Below are 17,163 nucleotides of genomic sequence, written 5' to 3'. Positions count from 1 at the left end.
AACCCTACAATCTGGAAATCATGTCACAGTCTGATCCAAAACAAACCGCCACATTGTCTCTTGCGGATCTCCCTGGTCCCGAGGTGACCGTGCGTCGCCTGCGGCACCCCGGACGCTGGGTCAGCGGTGGCCTTGTTCTCATCCTCCTGATTGTCATCGGCCATGCGTTCGCCGTCGGGCAAATCCAGTGGACCGTGGTCGGCCAGTTTCTGACGGCGGGTGTCATCGTTACCGGTTTCGGCTGGACCCTGCTGATTTCAGCCTGCGCCCTCGTGCTCGGCGTCTTCCTCGGCTTTGCCTTCGGCATCATGCGACTTTCGGAAAACCCGATCCTGCGCTTTGCCTCCTGGCTCTACGTCTGGATATTCCGTGGCACACCGGTGCTGCTGCAGCTTCTCATCTGGTTCAACATCGCGCTGGTCTTTCCCCGGCTGCATATTCCGGGCCTCATAGATGCCCGCATGGTCGATGTCGTCACGCCCTTCGTCGCTGCCGTCCTTGGGCTCGGCGTCAACGAGGGCTCCTATCTCACGGAGGTCGTGCGCGGCGGCATTGCTTCCGTCGATCGCGGCCAGAAGGAAGCGGCGCATACGCTCGGCATGACTCCCGGCCAGACCATGCGCCGCATCATCCTGCCGCAGACCTTGCGCTTGATCCTGCCGGTGCTAGGCAACAGCGCCATCGGCATGCTGAAGTTCTCTTCGCTTGCCGCCACCATCGCCATGGGCGAGATGCTGAATGCGGCACAGCGCATCTACTTCATCAACGGCGCAGTCATCGAACTGCTGTTCGTCTGCGCCATCTGGTACCTGGCCGGCACCACGGTTCTTTCGATCTGCCAATACTATCTCGAGCGCCATTTCGGCCGCGACGCGGCTAACGCTACCACCGAGCGCCGCTGGTTCTCGGGCTGGGCACGGCGACCTGTCACCACGAGGGAAGCATGAGTCTCGCAGTCAAGGCGGTCGGAATCCGCAAGAGTTTTGGCAATCACGAGGTTCTGAAGGGCCTCGACCTGGATGTCGCCTATGGCGAGGTGTTGTGCATCCTCGGTCCCTCCGGCAGCGGCAAGAGCACGTTCTTGCGCTGCATCAATCATCTCGAAACGCCGAACGGCGGCTATGTCTGGGTGGACGGAGCCATTATGGGCTACACGCTATCGCACGGCGCCCTGCAGGAATTGTCGGTGCGGCATCTGCGCGCCCAGCAGAGCCAGCTCGGCATGGTGTTTCAGCATTTCAATCTCTTCGCCCATCGCACGGTGCTCGGCAACGTTATCGAGGGGCCGATGGTGGTGCGTGGAATAAAGCGCGCGGAAGCCGAAGCGCGCGCCATGGATCTGCTGGAGCAGGTCGGCATGGCCGCCAAAGCGTCAAGCTATCCTTCGCAGCTTTCTGGCGGTCAGAAGCAACGCGTCGCGATCGCCCGCGCGCTCGCCATGGAGCCGCGCGTCATGCTCTTCGACGAGCCGACGAGCGCCCTCGACCCGGAACTTGTCGGCGAGGTGCTGGAGGTCATGCGCAATCTGGCGCGCGGCGGCACCACGATGATCGTCGTCACCCACGAAATCGGCTTTGCCCGGGAGGTCGCCGACCGGGTCGTGGTGATGATCGACGGCGAGATCCGCGAAATCGGCCCGCCCAGCGAAGTGCTCAGCAACCCCGCCGATCCGCGCGTGCGCTCATTCCTGAGCCGCGTGCTCGCGTGAAAACTTTTCTGTCCAACAATGGGAGAACGGACAATGAAAAAGGGACTTTCAAAGGTACTGGGGCTCGCCTCGGCCGCGCTTATAGGCCTTGCGGCGAGCGGCGCGGCTCATGCCGCCGGCGACGAGAAGCTGGCTGCCGCCGTGCCGCAGGCGGTGCGCTCGGCCGGCAAGCTTAACTTCACTATCAGCCTCGCCTATCCACCGATGGAATACAGCGATGCCGGTTCGACCGAACTCAAGGGCTTCGACATCGACCTTGCCAAAGCCGTCGCCGAACGTCTGGGCCTGACGGCGGAATTCCAGAACGTCGAGTTTCCGCAGCTCATCCCGCAGGTCGTGACCGGCCGCTCCGACATGGTCATCACCGCCTTCTCCGACAAGGCCGAACGCCAGAAGCAGCTCGACTTCATCGACTACTTCAAGACGGGCAACGTCTTCTACACGACCACCGACCATCAAAGCGAGATCAAGACCGAAGCCGACCTTTGCGGCAAGACGGTCGCGGTGGCGACGGGAACGAGCTGGGTCACCTGGGCGGAAGATCTCGGCAAGGCCATCTGCCCGGCAGGCAAGCTGATCAACGTCATCCAGATCCCGACCCAGGCCGAGCATATCATGCAGATCCGCCAGGGCCGTGCGCAAGCCTCGGTCATCGGCCTCGAAGGCCTGCTTGATTTGATGAAGCAGGAACCGGGCAAGTTTTACCAGATCGGCCAGGTGGGCGACGTGAATTACTACGGCATCGCCTTTGCAAAGGCGAACGGTGAGCTGCGCGATGCCGTGCGCGCCACGCTCGATAAGCTAAAGGCGGACGGCACTTATGCACAGATCCTCGATCGCTATGGCTTGAAAGAAGCAGGCGTCGAAGAGTTCAAGATAAACGGAGCCAATAAGTAACAAGATTCCGTCGGAGCCTGCCTTGACCCAATCTTCCACATCAGATGCCAAAACAACAGGCGAACGCCTGGACGACAGACTGTCGCGCCTTCGTCTCGACCTCTATTCGAGCGAGCAGCTTTACCGGCAGCTCTATCGGGCTTTACGGGCCGCAATACTCAGCGGGGATTTTTCCGAAGGAGAATCGATCCCATCGGAAAACCAGTTGCGCGACCAGTTCGGCATTGCGCGTACCACGGTGCGCAACGCCATGGCGCTCCTGGTGTCGGAAGGGCTGGTTCAGCAGGTTCGCGGCAGAGGCACGATCGTCTCGCATCGCCCGATCAGCCACAATATCTGGAACTTCGGCAGTTTCACGGAGCTCGCCCGCCGGCAGGGCCAGCGTCCGGTAACGAGGGTGCTGGAGCACCGGGTGGACAATGGCGAACTCCTCCTGGTGCGTGCACGAGGGCTTGCCAACGGCGAAACGATCAGCTGGCTGAACGTCGACACCTCGCAGCTCGATCTTTCCCTCTATCCGGGCATCGATGCCTACGATTTCGGCGAGCAATCGCTCTACGAGGTGCTGCGCCGCGATTATAACCGCCATCCCCTCCGCTCGGAACTGCTGCTCACCGTCGTGCCGCCGTCCGATCGCCTGCGGGAGGTCTTTGCTCCGGCACTTGACGTGCCGGGCTATCTTTGCGCCAGCGGGGATGTACTTGACGCCGACGACCGGTTGGTCGAGCGCACGTCGATCGTCTACTCGCCGGCCGTCCAGATGAAATTCGCAACGCGCTGGGGGCGCGAGACCGCACCCGTTGACAGCGGTGTGACGCAGGAGAACTGACATGAGCCGCTTCGGCGAGACTTTCACTACCTCGAAACCCATTCTCGGCATGCTGCACCTGTCCGGCGACGGCCCCGCCGCAAAGCGTGCGCAGGCCGAGGAAGAAGCCCGCATCATGGCCGGCGAAGGTGTCGACGGGCTGGTGGTCGAGAACTACTTCGGCGACGCCGACGATGTGGAGCGTGTGCTCGAGCGGCTATGCGTCCTTGATCTCGGCTCGAAGATTGGCGTCAACGTGTTGCGCGACAACGAGCGCGCTTTCGCGCTGGCGGAGCAATATCCGGTCGCCTTCCTCCAGGTCGATTCCGTCGCCGGTCACTTGCCGCCGGAGGCCGACATGACCTTCGCTGCCGATCTCGCTGCAAGGAGAGCCAAAGTCCAGGCGCTGTTGCTCGGCGGCGTGCGCTTCAAATATCAGCCGATCCTTTCGGGCCGGCCGGAAGAAGAGGATGTGCGCATCGGCGCCGCCCGCTGCGACGGTCTCGTCGTCACGTCGGACGCCACGGGTCAACCGACCGATATGGAGAAGGTCGCGCGCTTCCGCTCGGCAACTGGAGCCGGCACTCCGCTTCTCATCGGCGCCGGCCTCACCGAAGCAAATGCCGTCGAGCAGCTCGCTGAAGCCGATGGCGCAATCGTTGGGAGCTGGTTCAAGGACAACCACAAAGATACCGGCCGCGTCGAGGCCGCGCATGTCGCCCGCCTGATGCGGGCCGTTCGCACCGCACGGAGCACCGTATGAGCTCCATCGTCGCACGGCATGTAACGGCCGAGAATTTCGCCCGCTACGGCAAGGTCTATGATCTTATCGGCGATGCCGATCCGGATGTAATCCGGACGACGGGCGAAGGATGGACCGACGGGTTCACCCGCAGGCCGCTGATTGGCGGCTCGGGCCATCTCGGCATGACGCGCGGTGGAAGCGCCCCTTGGAACTGCACGGCCATGGAGCGGCATCCGCAGACGGAAGAGGCGATCTTCTGCGCCGCCGAAGCGGTGGTTCTTGCCGTCGCACCGGCCTCGATGGCCAGCGCGCCGCACCGCGACGATATCGAGGCGTTCATCATCGCTCCAGGGCAGGGAGTGGTGATGCACCGCAACGTCTGGCATGATGCCTGCAGAGGCGTCTCCGGCCCGACCTCCTATTATTGGATGGCGATTTGCGGCCTCGGCGAAAGCCCGTGGGTCCCGGTTGCCGCCGGACCGCTGCAAGTCCGCACCAACGAAGGGTCGGGCGCATGACGGCGTTTTTCATCGGCGACGTGGCGCTTGACGAATATTACACCGCCGATCGCTGGCCCGGCCGTGCCGACAAGGGCATGGTCAGGGAACTGCCAGCCGAGATCGGTGGCTCAATCGCAAACGCAGCGGTCGTACATGCGACCCTTGGCGGTGACACCCAGTTCATTTCCTTGCTGAACGATAGCCCGCTGTCGCACCGCATGATTGCCGATCTCAGGCAAAACGGTGTCGGGGTCGATCATATGCTGACGGATCCCGCCATTCCGGAATCGCGCAATTTCATCTTCCTGATAGATGGCGAGCACGTCGTCCTTACGGTCGAGATGGGCGAACAGCCGATGTGGCTGGCGCCGGCAACGCTCGCGGCTCTGCGTCAGCCGGGCTTCCTCTACACCACACTTTACCGCGTTCGCCGTCTGCATGCGGAGACCGAGGAAGGTCCGCTTGGGCAGGCCGACCTACTGGCCGATCTGCGCCGTCACGGCCGCCGCGCCATCTTCGACCTTGATGTGGGTGGCTGCGCGCCTGAGGATCTGCCTTATCTCACGGAAGCGGCCGTCGTCATCTTCAACCAGGTCGGCTTCCGAAACGCCTTCGGTCATGATGACCTTTCCCGCATTGGCGGTTGGATACGCGACAATAAGATTGGTTGGGTCGTGCGCACGTTGGCCGCCGAGGGTGCGGAAGCATTTGACGGGAACAGCCGCGCGCATGTAGCCGGCTACCCAGTTGCCGTAGCAGACGTAACCGGCGCCGGCGATACCTTCGGCGGAGCGCTCACATGGTGTCTCGCCCGCAACCAGCCCCTTGCCGATGCCCTCGATTTTGCCGTCGCCGCCGCCTCGCGTTCGGTCACTGTCCATGGGCCACGCGGCGGCAAGGCGCGCGTTGAAGAGGTGGAGCGCTGGCGCGAAGAAAGACGCTGATTGGGTGACGCCACATTGGCGCGCCTATCGCAATGGCCGGCTGGCCGACTTGGGCATGATGTCAGGTTCCGGGCCAAAGGTGACATCAACGTAAGGAGGAAATCAAACAATGGATACCGAGAAGCTGCGCGCGCTCAGGGAAAAGTATTTGGCTGCGTCGGGGGGAGATATTTTCGACGCGGATTTTGCAAAGGTCGCCAAGTCTCAGTTCAACGGAAGCGACAAGCGCAGGTGGCCATTTGCCGGTGTCCCGACATTCCTTGATGCGCCATACCTGCCAAACGCTCAGGACCTCCCCGATTTTGGCGGGATCGATGTGGCGCTTGTGGGAGTTCCCATGGATCTGGGTGTCACCAACCGGAACGGAAGCAGGTTCGGCCCCCGGGCGTTGAGAACCATCGAACGCATTGGTCCCTACGAACATGTCCTGAGGTGTGCCCCCTTTTCGGAGGCCAAGATTGCCGATATCGGCGATGTGCCGATGGAGAGCAGATATGATCTCGCGCGCTGCCATTCCGATATCGAGGCGTTCTACAAGCGCCTTGTGGCCGCCGGGATAAGGCCGCTCAGCGTGGGTGGCGACCATTCAATCACGTCATCGATCTTGAAGGCCGTTGGTGAAAAGCAGCCCGTTGGCCTGATCCACATCGATGCCCACTGCGACACGGCCGGACCATACGAAGGCGCAAAATTTCAGCACGGCGGGCCGTTTCGCCTTGCCGTATTGGACGGCGTTCTCGACCCCGATCGCACGATCCAAATCGGAATTCGAGGAGGAGCCGAATATCTTTGGGAATTCTCGTATGAATCGGGGATGACGGTCATTCACGCCGAAGAGGTGGCCGGTATCGGCATCGAGGCTCTTGTTGAAAAGGCACGGATGTTGGTCGGCGATCATCCGACCTACATCTCCTTCGACATTGACAGCATCGATCCTGGCTTCGCCCCTGGCACAGGCACTCCCGAAGTGGGCGGTCTGTCGCCTGGACAGGCTCTTGCGCTTCTTCGCGGCCTGAAGGGGGTTAACGTCGTTGGGGCAGATGTCGTGGAAGTCGCGCCGCAATACGACTCCACGACCAATACGGCGCAGATCGCCGCTCAGATGATGTTCATCATCCTTTGCCTGATGGTCGGAAAATTCTGATCGGCGGGCAAAAGCCGCTGGAGAAATGCTCGAAACCGTTGCCCAAATCCGTTGGCCTCCGAAAGCGCGCAGAGGATTTTCAGGGTGACGTGATGTTGTGGGATCTCCGCTGCATCGCGGCTTCGAACAAATACGGGCAGTCGGGATATGCCATGGCGTTGCACACAACGGTGTAACCCGCGGCGGCTGAGATTGGGGAGTGGTATCGCGCAAGAAGCCCGGCACGTCATCCAGTGTCGGAACTCTGCTTCCGTTTGACTTAGGCGCATCGGCTGTCGCGGGCCGTGCGCGACCTGGCGCTTGAGTGTCAGTCGGGGCGATATCATCGCTCGTTAGCCTGATGGCGTTGCGCGATTGGCTGCGTATGCCGGAGGAGATAGGGGCGGGTCTCAGGGTCGATCTTCTCCGAAAGCTGCGAACGAACGTGTGCGTGATAAGTGTCTAGAAAATCGATTTCCGCCGCCGTCAGGCTGTCGAGGTTGGCCATGCGAAGATCGATGGGTGCCAGCGTCAGGCTATCGAAGCGGCAGAAGCCCGGCTTGTCGGCCACGACCTCCACCTGGTTCTCGATCCGAATGCCGAAGGCGCCCGCCTTGTAATAGCCGGGCTCGACCGTCATGATCGTGCCGGGTTCCAGATTGTGCGGGTTGGGCTTTTTCGCGAAACGGTGCGGATATTCGTGGATCAGTAGATTGTGGCCGACGCCATGCCCCGTCCCATGATCGTAATCCAGTCCCATGTCCCATAGCGGGCGGCGTGCCAGCGCGTCCAGCTGGTGCCCCTGTGTTCCAAGCGGGAAGCGCGCCGTCACCAGTGCGATGAAGCCTTTCAGAACCGCGGTATAGGTCTCCCGCATTTCATCGCTAGCTTCGCCGAACAGGACGGTGCGGGTCACATCCGTCGTCCCGTTGGCGTATTGGCCGCCGGAATCGATCAGATAGAAGCTGTTCTCTTCGATGGCGGCATTCGTATCGGGTTGGGCATGATAGTGGCACATGGCCGCATTGCCGCCCGCGGCCGAGATCGTGCGGAAGCTCGGTTCGAAATAGCCGGCATGCTTGGCGCGAAAGGCGATCAGTTGCTCCTCTGCGTCCAATTCGGTCAGGAGCAACTCCGAGGCCTGCCGGCGATGCCATTCTCTGTCGAGCCAGGCCAGGAAATTGGTAAGCGCGATGCCGTCCTCGATGTGGCAGGCGCGAAAGCCTTCCAGCTCCGTGGCATTCTTGGTGGCCTTGGCGCTTGCAAGAAGACTCGTTTGCTCGATCGTCTGGCCCCCAGCCGCCTTGATGCGGGCGCGGACCGCTTGCGGCGCGAAGTCGGGGTCGATCAGCGTCGTCTTGCCTGCTGACGCCTTTCCGACGGCACCGAGAAAGTCCTCCGGGTCGGCTATCGTGACATCGGACAATTCGAACTCGACCCGATCGTTGCCGAGCTTGCGGTGATCGACGAACCATTGCGCGCGATTGTCGGCATCGAGCAGCAGGAAGGAATGCGGCACGGGGTCCATGGCGACATCGGAACCGCGCACATTCAGCAGCCATGCAATGTTGTCGGGCGACGTCTCCACCAGCTGATCCGCACCCAGCGCCTTTAGTCTGCCCGCGATCCGATCGCGCTTGCTTGCCGACGTCTCTCCGGAAACCGCAGGCGGCATTGCCCGGATGAGACCGACCGGCCGCGGCGGCCGGTCGATCCATATTTCATCGAACGGATCCGCATCGAGCGTTATCAGTTCGACACCCGCCGCCTTGCATCCCGCCAGCAGCTTTTCATAGAGGGCGCCGCTGATGAGCAGGGTGTGAATACCGATCCGCCAACCCGGCTTTCCGCGATGCCTCAGCCAGAGATCAAGCGGATCGTCATGGAGATGATGAACGGCAAAGGCGGATAGATCCACTTCGTTGCGCACCTGCACCTGATAGCGTCCGTCGACGAAGATCAGCGCCTGCTCCTGCTGCACGAACGCCATGCCGGCGGAGCCGGTGAAGCCGCTTATATGTTCCAGGCAATCGTCATGCGCCGCCGTGACTTCGCTCTGGTGGGCGTCCGTTCGCGGGACGATCAAGCCATCCAGCTTCGCCCTTGCAAGCCAGGTGCGTACATTGGTCAGCCTGCTGGTATTTTCAGTTTTGCTCATCGTCATCCCCACGATCATTCCGCCGCAAGCGGCCCGCCCTTTTGCGCGACGAACGCGGCAAGCCGTTCGAACACCGATGCCGACTGGCGAATGCCGTCATGCTCGAATTCATTGGTGATCCAGAAATCCAGATTGCCGACTGCGCGCGCGGTTTGCAGCGAAAGGCCGGCGTCGACATACATGTCGTCATGGTAGATCGCGGCGGCGACCGGGATTTCGTTTGCTGCGAGACGATCGCGATCGTAGAGCGCGCTATGATGCGGGCGCTGAGCCAGTGTTTCGGCAGCCGCCCTGAACGGCTTGAGGGAGGAAATCTCCTCGAACATCCAAGGGTAGATCATTTCGCCGGTAAACAGCAAAGGCCGCGCGGCCGGATCGAATTCGGGGAAATCGGCACGCAGCCGTTCGGCTGACCAGGCCGTCGCGCCGTCGCCCTCTCCATAGATCGCCTCATGGATGGCCGCAAACAGCGGATTGCCGTGATAGGAGGTGAGGTTCATGACCGAAGCCAGGAAGTGATCCGAAAGCCTGTCCTGCTTCCCGTCCGCAAAGGCCTCGTCCATCAGCCAGTGAATGTTCTCGAAGCCGTGCGCCATGCCGAAATCGAGGCCGACGGTCTGGACGCGACGCACGGTCAGCCGGTCGCCGTCGGGCAGGCGCACGTCGTTTCCGTCGATGAAATCCGCAATCTTGCCGACGAGCGCGACATCGCCCGGATATCGCTTGTAGTAAGCGGCATTCTTGGCTCGCACGCGGGGATAGGTGTGGCGATAGACCTCATCGGCGTCAGGCTGGAGGCTGGGAATGCCGCCGGCAATATAGCAGGCGGACAGGCCCTCGGGCGCCTGGCTGAGATAGGTGAGGGTAAGAAAGCCGCCATAGCTCTGGCCAAGTGTTTGCCAGCGGCGGCCCTCAAGCGCCGTTTTGCGGAAATGCTCCAGATCCCTGACGATGGAATCGGCGCGGAAGCAGGCCAGATAGTCCGCACCCGCTTCGCCATCGAGCTGGCCGATCGTCGCCGCGTCGACCGGAGTGGAGCGCCCCGTGCCGCGTTGGTCCGGCAGAATGACGCGATGCGTTTTCAGGGCCTCGACCAGCCATGACGGCCCGCCGCGCGTGGGGCGGGGCGACTTGCCGCCGGGGCCGCCCTGCAGGAAGCAGAGAACCGGCAGCGTTTCGGCCTTGCGGACCGGATCGACGACCTCGCGCGCAAAAAACTCGATGGTCCTGCCGGATGGATCGGACCAGTCGAGTGGCACGGTTAGGACGTGATCGCGGATATGCATTCCGGGGATGGTGTATTCGGAAACGATCATAATGATGGTCTTTCAGCGTACGCGGGGGTCGAGCAACACGTAGAAGAGGTCGACGACGATATTGGATATGACGATGAACACTCCGCCGAGCAATACGACGCCGATGATGATGGGACGATCCTGATTGGCGACGGCTTGAACCGCAAGCGCGCCCACGCCCTGCAGCCCATAGACCTGTTCGATGATGATGACACCGCCGAGCAGCATGGCGATATCGGCCCCGAGCTGGGTGACAAGCGGCGTCAGCACCGCCCGAAGACCATGTTTCCAGACCACGCGCCGCTCGCTGAGGCCCTTGGCGCGAGCGGTGCGGATATAGTCCTCGCCCATCACGTCGAGCATCTGGCCGCGCGTCAACCGGGCATAGACCGCGGCCATGGTCAAGGCCAGCGTGGTCCACGGCAGCACGAGATGCCATGCCCAAAGCAGCGGCTGGGTCGACAGTGCCTTGTACCCGCCGGGAGGGAAGAGAGTGAACCCTGCCTGCTTGGGGATGAAGTAGAGGAGATAGAGTGACATCATCCCGAGCACGAAGGTCGGAAAGCTCAAACCCACGAGGATGAAGGCTTGTCCGATGCGGTCCCGCAGGCCGCCGGCGTATCGTGCCGACATGATCCCCATCGGGATGCCGATGGCGAGCCAAAGCAGCGCGCCGCCCAAAACAAGGGACAGGGTCACGGGAATCCGTCGAACGATGATCGGCGCGACCGGCTGCTGGTTGCGGTAGGAAAAGCCGAGGTCGCCTGACAGTGCCTTCTGCATGAAGGCGCCATATTGCACGACGATCGGCCGGTCGACGCCGAGATTCTTGCGGATCTGTTCGAGCTGGCTTTCGGTCGCCTTGTCGCCGGCGATCATGCGGGCAGGGTCGCCGGGCGCAACGAAGAACAGGAAGAACACGAAGGCGGAGAGCATCAGAAGGACGCCCGCGCCGAAGATCAGGCGCTGGGTAAGAAATCGGATCATCGCTTGGACGCTCCCTTGGATTGCAGCCTGAAACGACGGACGGTGCGTGCACTCTTCGGATCGAGCGCGTCGCGCAGACCGTCGCCGAGGATATTGAAGGCAAGTGTCGTCAGCAGCAGCGCCGTGCCGGGCACGAAGACCAGCCACCAGGCGACGAGGTAGAGGGAGTTGGACGATGCGTCCGCCAGCATTCCGCCCCAGCTCGGCGTCGGAGGCACGATTCCCATGCCGAGAAACGACAGGGTCGCCTCGAAGACGATCGAGCTGGGGATCTGCATGGTGGTGTAGACGATGATGGGAGCCGCCAGATTGGGCAGGATGTCGACGACCATGATCGAAAGAGGGCCAGCGCCGAGCGAGCGGCTCGCCTGAACGAAATCCTGCTTGCGCAGCGAGATCACCTGACCGCGGATGACGCGCGCCATTGGAGCCCAGCTGAAGAAGACGATCACGCAGACGCTGAGCATCAGGCTAGGGCCGAAGGCCGATACGAGCGCAAGGGCGCAGAGCAGGAAAGGGACGCTCATGACGAGATCCATCAGCCGGCTGAGCACGATATCGGTCAGGCCGCCATGATAACCTGCCGTCGTGCCGACGATCACGGCGATCGTTGATGCCAGCACAGAGGCGAATACTCCCACCAGCAGGGAGATACGGGCGCCATAGGCGAGCCGCACCAGCACGTCGCGGCCCAGCTGATCGGTGCCGAGCCAGAATTGTTCGCCCGGTCCGACAGGAATGCCGGCCGGCGAAAGACCGGTATCGCGGAACTGCTCGATGGGCGAATGCCCGGTCAACGCGGCGATCCAGGGCGCCGTGATCGCGAGCACGACGATGACCAGAATGACGCCGAGGGCGATCATGCTCGCCTTGTCACGCTGCAGGCGGCGCAGCGTCAGCTCGAGCGAGCCGCGCTGCACCACGTCCGTCTGCGTTGAAGCATCTGGTGTTGCGACGTCGTTCATGCTGTCACCTGTCTCGTCTCGATCAATGACCTCGGGGGCTTTCCATCATCGGCGACGGAAAGTGTTTTCGATGCGGATAGCAATGTGCGGGTATAGGGGTGCCGCGGATCGGCGAAGAGCTGCTCGGACGCGGCCAGCTCGACGATCTTGCCGCCTTGCATGACGGCGATCCTGTCGCAGATGTGGCGCACGACGGAGAGATCGTGCGAGATGAACAGATAGGTCAGGCCCAGCTCCCGCTGCAATTCCTTGAGCAGATTGAGGACCTGCGCCTGGATCGATACATCCAGTGCCGAGACTGGTTCGTCGCAGATGATGAGCGCCGGATTGAGGGCCAAGGCGCGCGCGATGCCGATCCTCTGGCGCTGGCCGCCGGAGAATTCCGCCGGAAAGCGGTTATAGTGCTCTGGATTGAGGCCGACCGTCTCCATCAGATGCCGCACCTTTTCGCGGCGCTCCTCTCCCGACGCGACACCGTGCAGGCGGAAGGGATCGCCGATGATGGCACCCACGCGGCGGCGCGGATTGAGCGATCCGAACGGGTCCTGGAAGACGAGCTGGATCTGCCGGCGCATCTCGCGCCATTCGCGGCCCTTGAGATTGCTCATATCGTGGCCAAGCACGTTGATCTTGCCCGACGTCGCCGGCGTCAGTCCGGCGACGATGCGAGCCAGAGTGGACTTTCCGCAACCGCTTTCACCGACGAGGCCGACCGTTTCTCCGCGCGCAATCGTCAGGTCGATGCCTTTCAGGACTTCGAGGGTGCGTTTCTGCCCGAAGAAGCTGCCGACATGATAGGTGAGGCGGACGTCTTCAATCCTCGCGATCTGTTCGGAGTGGGCAGCCTTGGCCCCGGTTTTCCCGACGGTCCCGGCAAGCGAAGGCGGCGCGGTCTTCGGTTCCAGCAGACAGAGGGATTCGACGCCGTCGCTATAGACGCGCAAGGGCGGAACCCGTTTCGTGCAGTCGGCAAGCTGCTCGCTGCAGCGCGGCGCGAAGATGCATCCGGCAGGCGTTGTCAGCAGGCTCGGCGGACGCCCCCTGATCGGAACCAGCTGCGTGCCCGGCGCGTAGCTTGCCGGTGTCGATCGCAGCAATCCCGCCGTATAGGGGTGTGCCGGTGATCGGAAAACGCTGCGGGCCGGCCCGTATTCGAGCCGGTTGCCGGCATACATGACCATGACATCGTCGGCGACGCTCGACAGCAGGCCGAGATCGTGCGTGATTAAAATGATGGTGGTGCCGAAATCGCGCCGCATGGTGTCGAGCAGATCGATGATCTGAGCTTGAACGGTGACGTCAAGCGCGGTCGTCGGCTCGTCGGCGATGATGAGCGCAGGATTGAGGATGAGCGCCATGGCGATCATCACGCGCTGGCGCATCCCGCCTGAAAACTGATGCGGGTAGCTGTCGAAACGTTCGGCGGGCGAGGGGATGCCAACCTTGCCGAGCATATCGATCACCCGGGCGCGAGCGGCTTCGCGATCGATCGTCTCATGCGTATGCAGGACCTCGGCGATCTGCGAGCCAATGGTGTAGAAGGGATGCAGGCTCGACAATGGGTCCTGAAAGACCATGCCGATGCGCCCGCCTCGCAAGGCGCGCATGCTCGATTGCGGCAGGCTGAGAAGATTCCGGCCCTCGAGCCAGACCTCGCCGCGAACATCGGCATTGGGCAGGAGCCCCATGACGGCCTGTGTCAGCACGCTCTTTCCCGAGCCGGATTCGCCTGCAATGCCGAAAATCGAACCGGGCCTGATCGAAAAGGAGACGTTGCGTACGGCATGTACGACGCCATCCTCGGTCGGGATATCGACCGTCAGCCCCTTTGCCTCCAGAATGGTCAAGGGTAACCTCGCATTTTAACCGAGATTGCGTTCAGGCGCCGCAGCGGAGCCGCGGCGCCATGCATGGGAGCGACGGATCAGCGTTCGATCCAGAGGTTGGTCCAATCGCCTTCCACACCCAGGGCATAGGGCTGGAAGTTCTTCACCGCTTCGCTGCGATAGCGCGGGTTCTTGTTGGCGATCAGCGGAACCACCGGCGCGTCGGCCATGGCCATTTCATCGACCTCAGCCCACAGTTTTCCGGTTTCCTCCGGCGTGGTGGCGTTGATTGCCTTCGCGGCAATCTCGTTTGCCTTCGGATTGTTGTAGTCAGTGTAGTTGTAGGTCTGATGCGTGCCGTCGAAGGTGAATTGCGGCTGGAAGACGGATCGCGCAGCGCCGCCAACCCAGTCCGGTGTCCAGCCCACGGGCGCGATATCCCAGGTGCCGTTCTTCGTGTTCACCGGATTGGTCATGAATTTCGAGTAGTAGTCGGCGGCAGTTACGGGCGCGAGTTCAAGCTTGATGCCGGCGCGCGCCATGCTGGCCTGGATGGTGGCGGCCGTTGCCACCTCCAGATCCTTGTTGCGATAGGGCATCTTCAGTGTGATGCCGTTCGGGAAGCCGGCCGCGGCGAGCAGGGCCTTGGCCTTCTCCGGATCGCCCTTGGATTCCGGCGAGGGATAGAGGTCGAACTTGTGATGCCCGAGCACGCCAAGCCCCAAAATACCCGTGGCGGGTTCGGCAACCTTCGGGCCGCCCCACTGCTGCACGATCGCGGCCTTGTCGATGGCATATTCCAGCGCTTGGCGCACGCGGATGTCCTTCAACGCGCCCTTGTTGTTGTCGGAGACGGTGTTGATGAACAGGAAGTTCGTGTTGCCGGCCGATAGCGCGGTCAGCTTATCGTCGCCATTGGCGGCGAGAGTCGCCAGGATGGCCGTCGGGACATTGATGTCATAGGCAAGATCGGCGTCTCCCGACTGCAGTTGCTGCATGATGGCGTCGGCCTGCAGCCCCATGGTGATTTCGATATCGTCGACATAGGCCTTGCGCAGCGGATCGCTTTCCGCCTTCCAGGCGGGATTGCGCACCAGCTTCAGGCTGGTATCAGGCGTGTATTCGCCGATGGTGTAAGGGCCACTTCCGACGAAATGCGTGCGGTATTCCGGGCTGTCGGGAAGATAGTCGAGCACTTCAATCGGAGCCGGAGCCGGCATGGGCAGCGAGAGCATGTAGATGAAGTCGCCCGCGCGTTCCTTGAGCTTGAAAACGACCGTCTGGTCGTCGGGCGTTTCGATGCCCTTTACGTCATTTTCTTCTATGTATTTCTTCATGTCGGCGACGGTCGGCGGCACTTTGGCGAAGCCGTCACAGAATTCGCTCAGGCCGGAGATGAGTGCCGTGAAGTAGGTCAGCGTGGAGGCTTGCATGAGCGGATTGCAAAGCCGCTTGAAGCCGCGCTTCACATCCGCCGAGGTAATCTGGCGCGCGCCGGAAGGTGCATTCCACATGGCGCCCTGGCGCAGCTTGAACGTGTAGGTCAGGCCGTTGTCCGTCGGCTGCGGAACCTCCGTCGCGAGATCGCCGACCGGTTTGATGGCAATATCGGGGTCGTTGGAAGCCTGGTAGCTGACCAGCTGCCGCGATATGGCGCGCAGCAGGTTGTTGGTGTTTACCATGCCTGCCAGCGCAGGATCGATATGATCAGGCTCGCCGGTCGCAAGAATCCGCAGCGTGCCGCCGGTGACGGGTTCGTCGGCCACGGCGAAGCCCGGCAGCGAAAGAGCGATAAGCAAAGATACGACCGAAACGGTCGATTTCCACGAAGTACGCAAGATTATCCTCCCAGTTATTTGCGTTCAGTTCAAATCGCGAGGAAGGCATTCCTGCGAATGCCGTCCTTCGCGACGCATTGGCTTTCCTCTAGAGATCCATGGGCCAAGTGTCGGAGAGCCTGTATCCGGCCGGGAAAGGATCATCGGGATCGACCATGAGCTGGTGCGTGCCGACGATCCATGCGCGGCCTGATATGATCGGGCTGATCGCGGCCGTGCCGTCGAGATCGACGGCGCCGTCGATGCTGCAATGGAATTCCGTGTCGATGAGCGATGTCCCGACGAACCGGTCGCCGACCTTCATCTGACCCTTTGCATGCAGAACGGCCATGCGCGCCGAGCAGCCGGTGCCGGTCGGCGAGCGGTCGATCTTGCCGGGACGAATGGCGACGGCGTTCTTTCCCCAGAGAACGCCGTCCTTCATCTGGACCGGATCGGTGATCTGGCAGAAGGAGATATGGTTCCAGTCGTTGACAGGATGGCGAAAGCCGAGCTGCTCATTGGCGGCTTCGGTGATTTTGACGCCGAGGCGGGCGATGTCGCGCGCCTGGTCGGGCTGGAGGCTGAGGCCGAGCGAGGCGGCATCGACAAGCACGAAGCTGTCGCCGCCATAGGCGGTATCGACGGTGATCGTGCCGATGCCCTCGACCTCCAGCTTCGCGTCGAGCTTGTCGGCAAAGGACGGGACGTTGCGCACATGAATGCGCTCGGCCTTGCCGTTGCGGCATTCGGCCTTCACCTCGATCAGGCCGCCCGGCGCCTCCAGCACCATGCGGGTGATCGGCTCCTGCATCGGGATGATGCCGGTGTCGAGCAGGACGGTCGACACGCAGATCGAGTTCGATCCGGACATGGGCGGCGTATCGGCCGGCTCCATGATGATCCAGGCCATCTGTGCCTCGGGGTTCTTTGGCGGAACGAGCAGGTTCACATGCCGGAAGACGCCGCCGCGCGGTTCGTTGAGAACGAAGTTCCGCAAGGTCTCGTCCTTGGCGATCCAGCGTGATTGTTCCCAGACGGTCGCGCCCGGAGGAGGGGCGACGCCGCCGACGATCACGTCGCCAACCTCTCCTTCGGCATGGCAGCTCACGACATGGATGACTTTCGATGTGCGCATTTCCGTCTCAGTTCCTTACGAATACAGCGGTGGCGTAGCCGAGGCACGGCGCCAGAAGAGGTGACATGCAACATTCCTCCCGGGGCCGTGATCGTATACGTTATCTTAAATTTTCGGATAACGTATACGATTATGCGCGAGCGTCAAGCGGCATCGAGCAGGGCCGAGACGGTTGCGATGGCCGCGCTTCCTTTCGCCCAACAGCCGAGATGCGCGCTTGCGCGGCGGAAGGAGATCACGATATTGAGGAGA

15 protein-coding genes and 1 pseudogene are annotated in these 17,163 nt (G+C 62.0%); 8 read left to right on the top strand and 8 right to left on the bottom strand.

Annotated features, from left to right (window positions below; translation table 11 throughout):
- Positions 1–20: 20 nt before the first annotated feature.
- From ACQZ6J_RS29835 to speB, 8 genes are all read left to right on the top strand, one after another.
- Positions 21–947 carry an amino acid ABC transporter permease gene (locus ACQZ6J_RS29835; protein WP_449086679.1) on the top strand — a complete coding sequence of 309 codons (927 nt, stop codon included), beginning with the start codon at positions 21–23 and terminating at the stop codon, positions 945–947.
- A complete protein-coding gene (locus ACQZ6J_RS29830) occupies positions 944–1,708 on the top strand; it encodes an amino acid ABC transporter ATP-binding protein (RefSeq protein ID WP_449086678.1) in 765 nt (254 codons plus the stop codon). The genes ACQZ6J_RS29835 and ACQZ6J_RS29830 overlap by 4 nt, the downstream gene beginning before the upstream one ends.
- 33 nt (positions 1,709–1,741) lie before the next feature.
- Complete coding sequence (locus ACQZ6J_RS29825; protein WP_449086677.1) at positions 1,742–2,605, top strand: ABC transporter substrate-binding protein; 864 nt, start codon at positions 1,742–1,744, stop codon at positions 2,603–2,605.
- Between the two features lie 22 nt (positions 2,606–2,627).
- Positions 2,628–3,434 (top strand): GntR family transcriptional regulator, encoded by an 807-nt coding sequence (locus ACQZ6J_RS29820; protein WP_449086676.1) that lies wholly within the window; start codon positions 2,628–2,630, stop codon positions 3,432–3,434.
- A 1-nt stretch (position 3,435) separates the two neighbouring features.
- Entirely contained in the window at positions 3,436–4,176 is a 741-nt protein-coding gene (locus ACQZ6J_RS29815) for a BtpA/SgcQ family protein (RefSeq protein ID WP_449086675.1), read from the top strand.
- Positions 4,173–4,676: an ureidoglycolate lyase gene (locus ACQZ6J_RS29810; protein WP_449086674.1), complete on the top strand. Its 504-nt coding sequence runs from the start codon at positions 4,173–4,175 to the stop codon at positions 4,674–4,676. The genes ACQZ6J_RS29815 and ACQZ6J_RS29810 overlap by 4 nt, the downstream gene beginning before the upstream one ends.
- Positions 4,673–5,602, top strand: a complete 930-nt coding sequence (locus ACQZ6J_RS29805; protein ID WP_449086673.1) for a carbohydrate kinase family protein — start codon at positions 4,673–4,675, stop codon at positions 5,600–5,602. The genes ACQZ6J_RS29810 and ACQZ6J_RS29805 overlap by 4 nt, the downstream gene beginning before the upstream one ends.
- A 109-nt stretch (positions 5,603–5,711) precedes the next feature.
- Positions 5,712–6,746 (top strand): agmatinase, encoded by a 1,035-nt coding sequence (speB, locus tag ACQZ6J_RS29800; protein ID WP_449086672.1) that lies wholly within the window; start codon positions 5,712–5,714, stop codon positions 6,744–6,746.
- Positions 6,747–6,880: 134 nt separating this feature from the next.
- Here speB and ACQZ6J_RS29795 read toward each other — a convergent pair.
- From ACQZ6J_RS29795 to ACQZ6J_RS29760, 8 genes and pseudogenes are all read right to left on the bottom strand, one after another.
- Positions 6,881–6,980, bottom strand: a pseudogene (locus ACQZ6J_RS29795) (IS481 family transposase); the annotation flags it as partial.
- 88 nt (positions 6,981–7,068) lie between these two features.
- On the bottom strand, positions 7,069–8,883 hold the full coding sequence (locus ACQZ6J_RS29790; protein ID WP_449086671.1) for an aminopeptidase P family protein: 1,815 nt from the start codon (positions 8,881–8,883) through the stop codon (positions 7,069–7,071).
- 14 nt (positions 8,884–8,897) lie between these two features.
- Positions 8,898–10,199: an alpha/beta fold hydrolase gene (locus ACQZ6J_RS29785; RefSeq protein WP_449086670.1), complete on the bottom strand. Its 1,302-nt coding sequence runs from the start codon at positions 10,197–10,199 to the stop codon at positions 8,898–8,900.
- A gap of 12 nt (positions 10,200–10,211) precedes the next feature.
- The gene (locus tag ACQZ6J_RS29780; RefSeq protein ID WP_449086669.1) at positions 10,212–11,165 is read right to left on the bottom strand and encodes an ABC transporter permease; all 954 of its coding nucleotides are present in this window, start codon (positions 11,163–11,165) and stop codon (positions 10,212–10,214) included.
- A complete protein-coding gene (locus ACQZ6J_RS29775) occupies positions 11,162–12,130 on the bottom strand; it encodes an ABC transporter permease (RefSeq protein ID WP_449086668.1) in 969 nt (322 codons plus the stop codon). Before ACQZ6J_RS29775 ends, ACQZ6J_RS29780 begins: the two co-directional genes overlap by 4 nt.
- Positions 12,127–13,977, bottom strand: coding sequence for an ABC transporter ATP-binding protein (locus tag ACQZ6J_RS29770; RefSeq protein WP_449086667.1), 1,851 nt, complete (start codon positions 13,975–13,977; stop codon positions 12,127–12,129). Before ACQZ6J_RS29770 ends, ACQZ6J_RS29775 begins: the two co-directional genes overlap by 4 nt.
- Positions 13,978–14,054: 77 nt before the next feature.
- Complete coding sequence (locus ACQZ6J_RS29765) at positions 14,055–15,794, bottom strand: ABC transporter substrate-binding protein (protein ID WP_449086666.1); 1,740 nt, start codon at positions 15,792–15,794, stop codon at positions 14,055–14,057.
- A gap of 88 nt (positions 15,795–15,882) precedes the next feature.
- Entirely contained in the window at positions 15,883–16,911 is a 1,029-nt protein-coding gene (locus ACQZ6J_RS29760) for a trans-3-hydroxy-L-proline dehydratase (RefSeq protein ID WP_449086665.1), read from the bottom strand.
- Between the last annotated feature and the right edge of the window lie 252 nt (positions 16,912–17,163).

This window comes from Rhizobium sp. A37_96, assembly GCF_053521765.1.
This window is presented reverse-complemented; position numbering and strand designations above follow the sequence as displayed.

Excerpts from the sequence above, each read along its gene's own strand:
- ACQZ6J_RS29835 (WP_449086679.1), top strand. The coding sequence starts at position 21 with ATGTCACAGTCTGATCCAAAACAAACCGCCACATTGTCTCTTGCGGAT.
- ACQZ6J_RS29830 (WP_449086678.1), top strand. The coding sequence starts at position 944 with ATGAGTCTCGCAGTCAAGGCGGTCGGAATCCGCAAGAGTTTTGGCAAT.
- ACQZ6J_RS29825 (WP_449086677.1), top strand. The coding sequence starts at position 1,742 with ATGAAAAAGGGACTTTCAAAGGTACTGGGGCTCGCCTCGGCCGCGCTT.
- ACQZ6J_RS29815 (WP_449086675.1), top strand. The coding sequence starts at position 3,436 with ATGAGCCGCTTCGGCGAGACTTTCACTACCTCGAAACCCATTCTCGGC.
- ACQZ6J_RS29810 (WP_449086674.1), top strand. The coding sequence starts at position 4,173 with ATGAGCTCCATCGTCGCACGGCATGTAACGGCCGAGAATTTCGCCCGC.
- ACQZ6J_RS29805 (WP_449086673.1), top strand. The coding sequence starts at position 4,673 with ATGACGGCGTTTTTCATCGGCGACGTGGCGCTTGACGAATATTACACC.
- speB (WP_449086672.1), top strand. The coding sequence starts at position 5,712 with ATGGATACCGAGAAGCTGCGCGCGCTCAGGGAAAAGTATTTGGCTGCG.
- ACQZ6J_RS29790 (WP_449086671.1), bottom strand. The coding sequence starts at position 8,883 with ATGAGCAAAACTGAAAATACCAGCAGGCTGACCAATGTACGCACCTGG.
- ACQZ6J_RS29785 (WP_449086670.1), bottom strand. The coding sequence starts at position 10,199 with ATGATCGTTTCCGAATACACCATCCCCGGAATGCATATCCGCGATCAC.
- ACQZ6J_RS29780 (WP_449086669.1), bottom strand. The coding sequence starts at position 11,165 with ATGATCCGATTTCTTACCCAGCGCCTGATCTTCGGCGCGGGCGTCCTT.
- ACQZ6J_RS29775 (WP_449086668.1), bottom strand. The coding sequence starts at position 12,130 with ATGAACGACGTCGCAACACCAGATGCTTCAACGCAGACGGACGTGGTG.
- ACQZ6J_RS29760 (WP_449086665.1), bottom strand. The coding sequence starts at position 16,911 with ATGCGCACATCGAAAGTCATCCATGTCGTGAGCTGCCATGCCGAAGGA.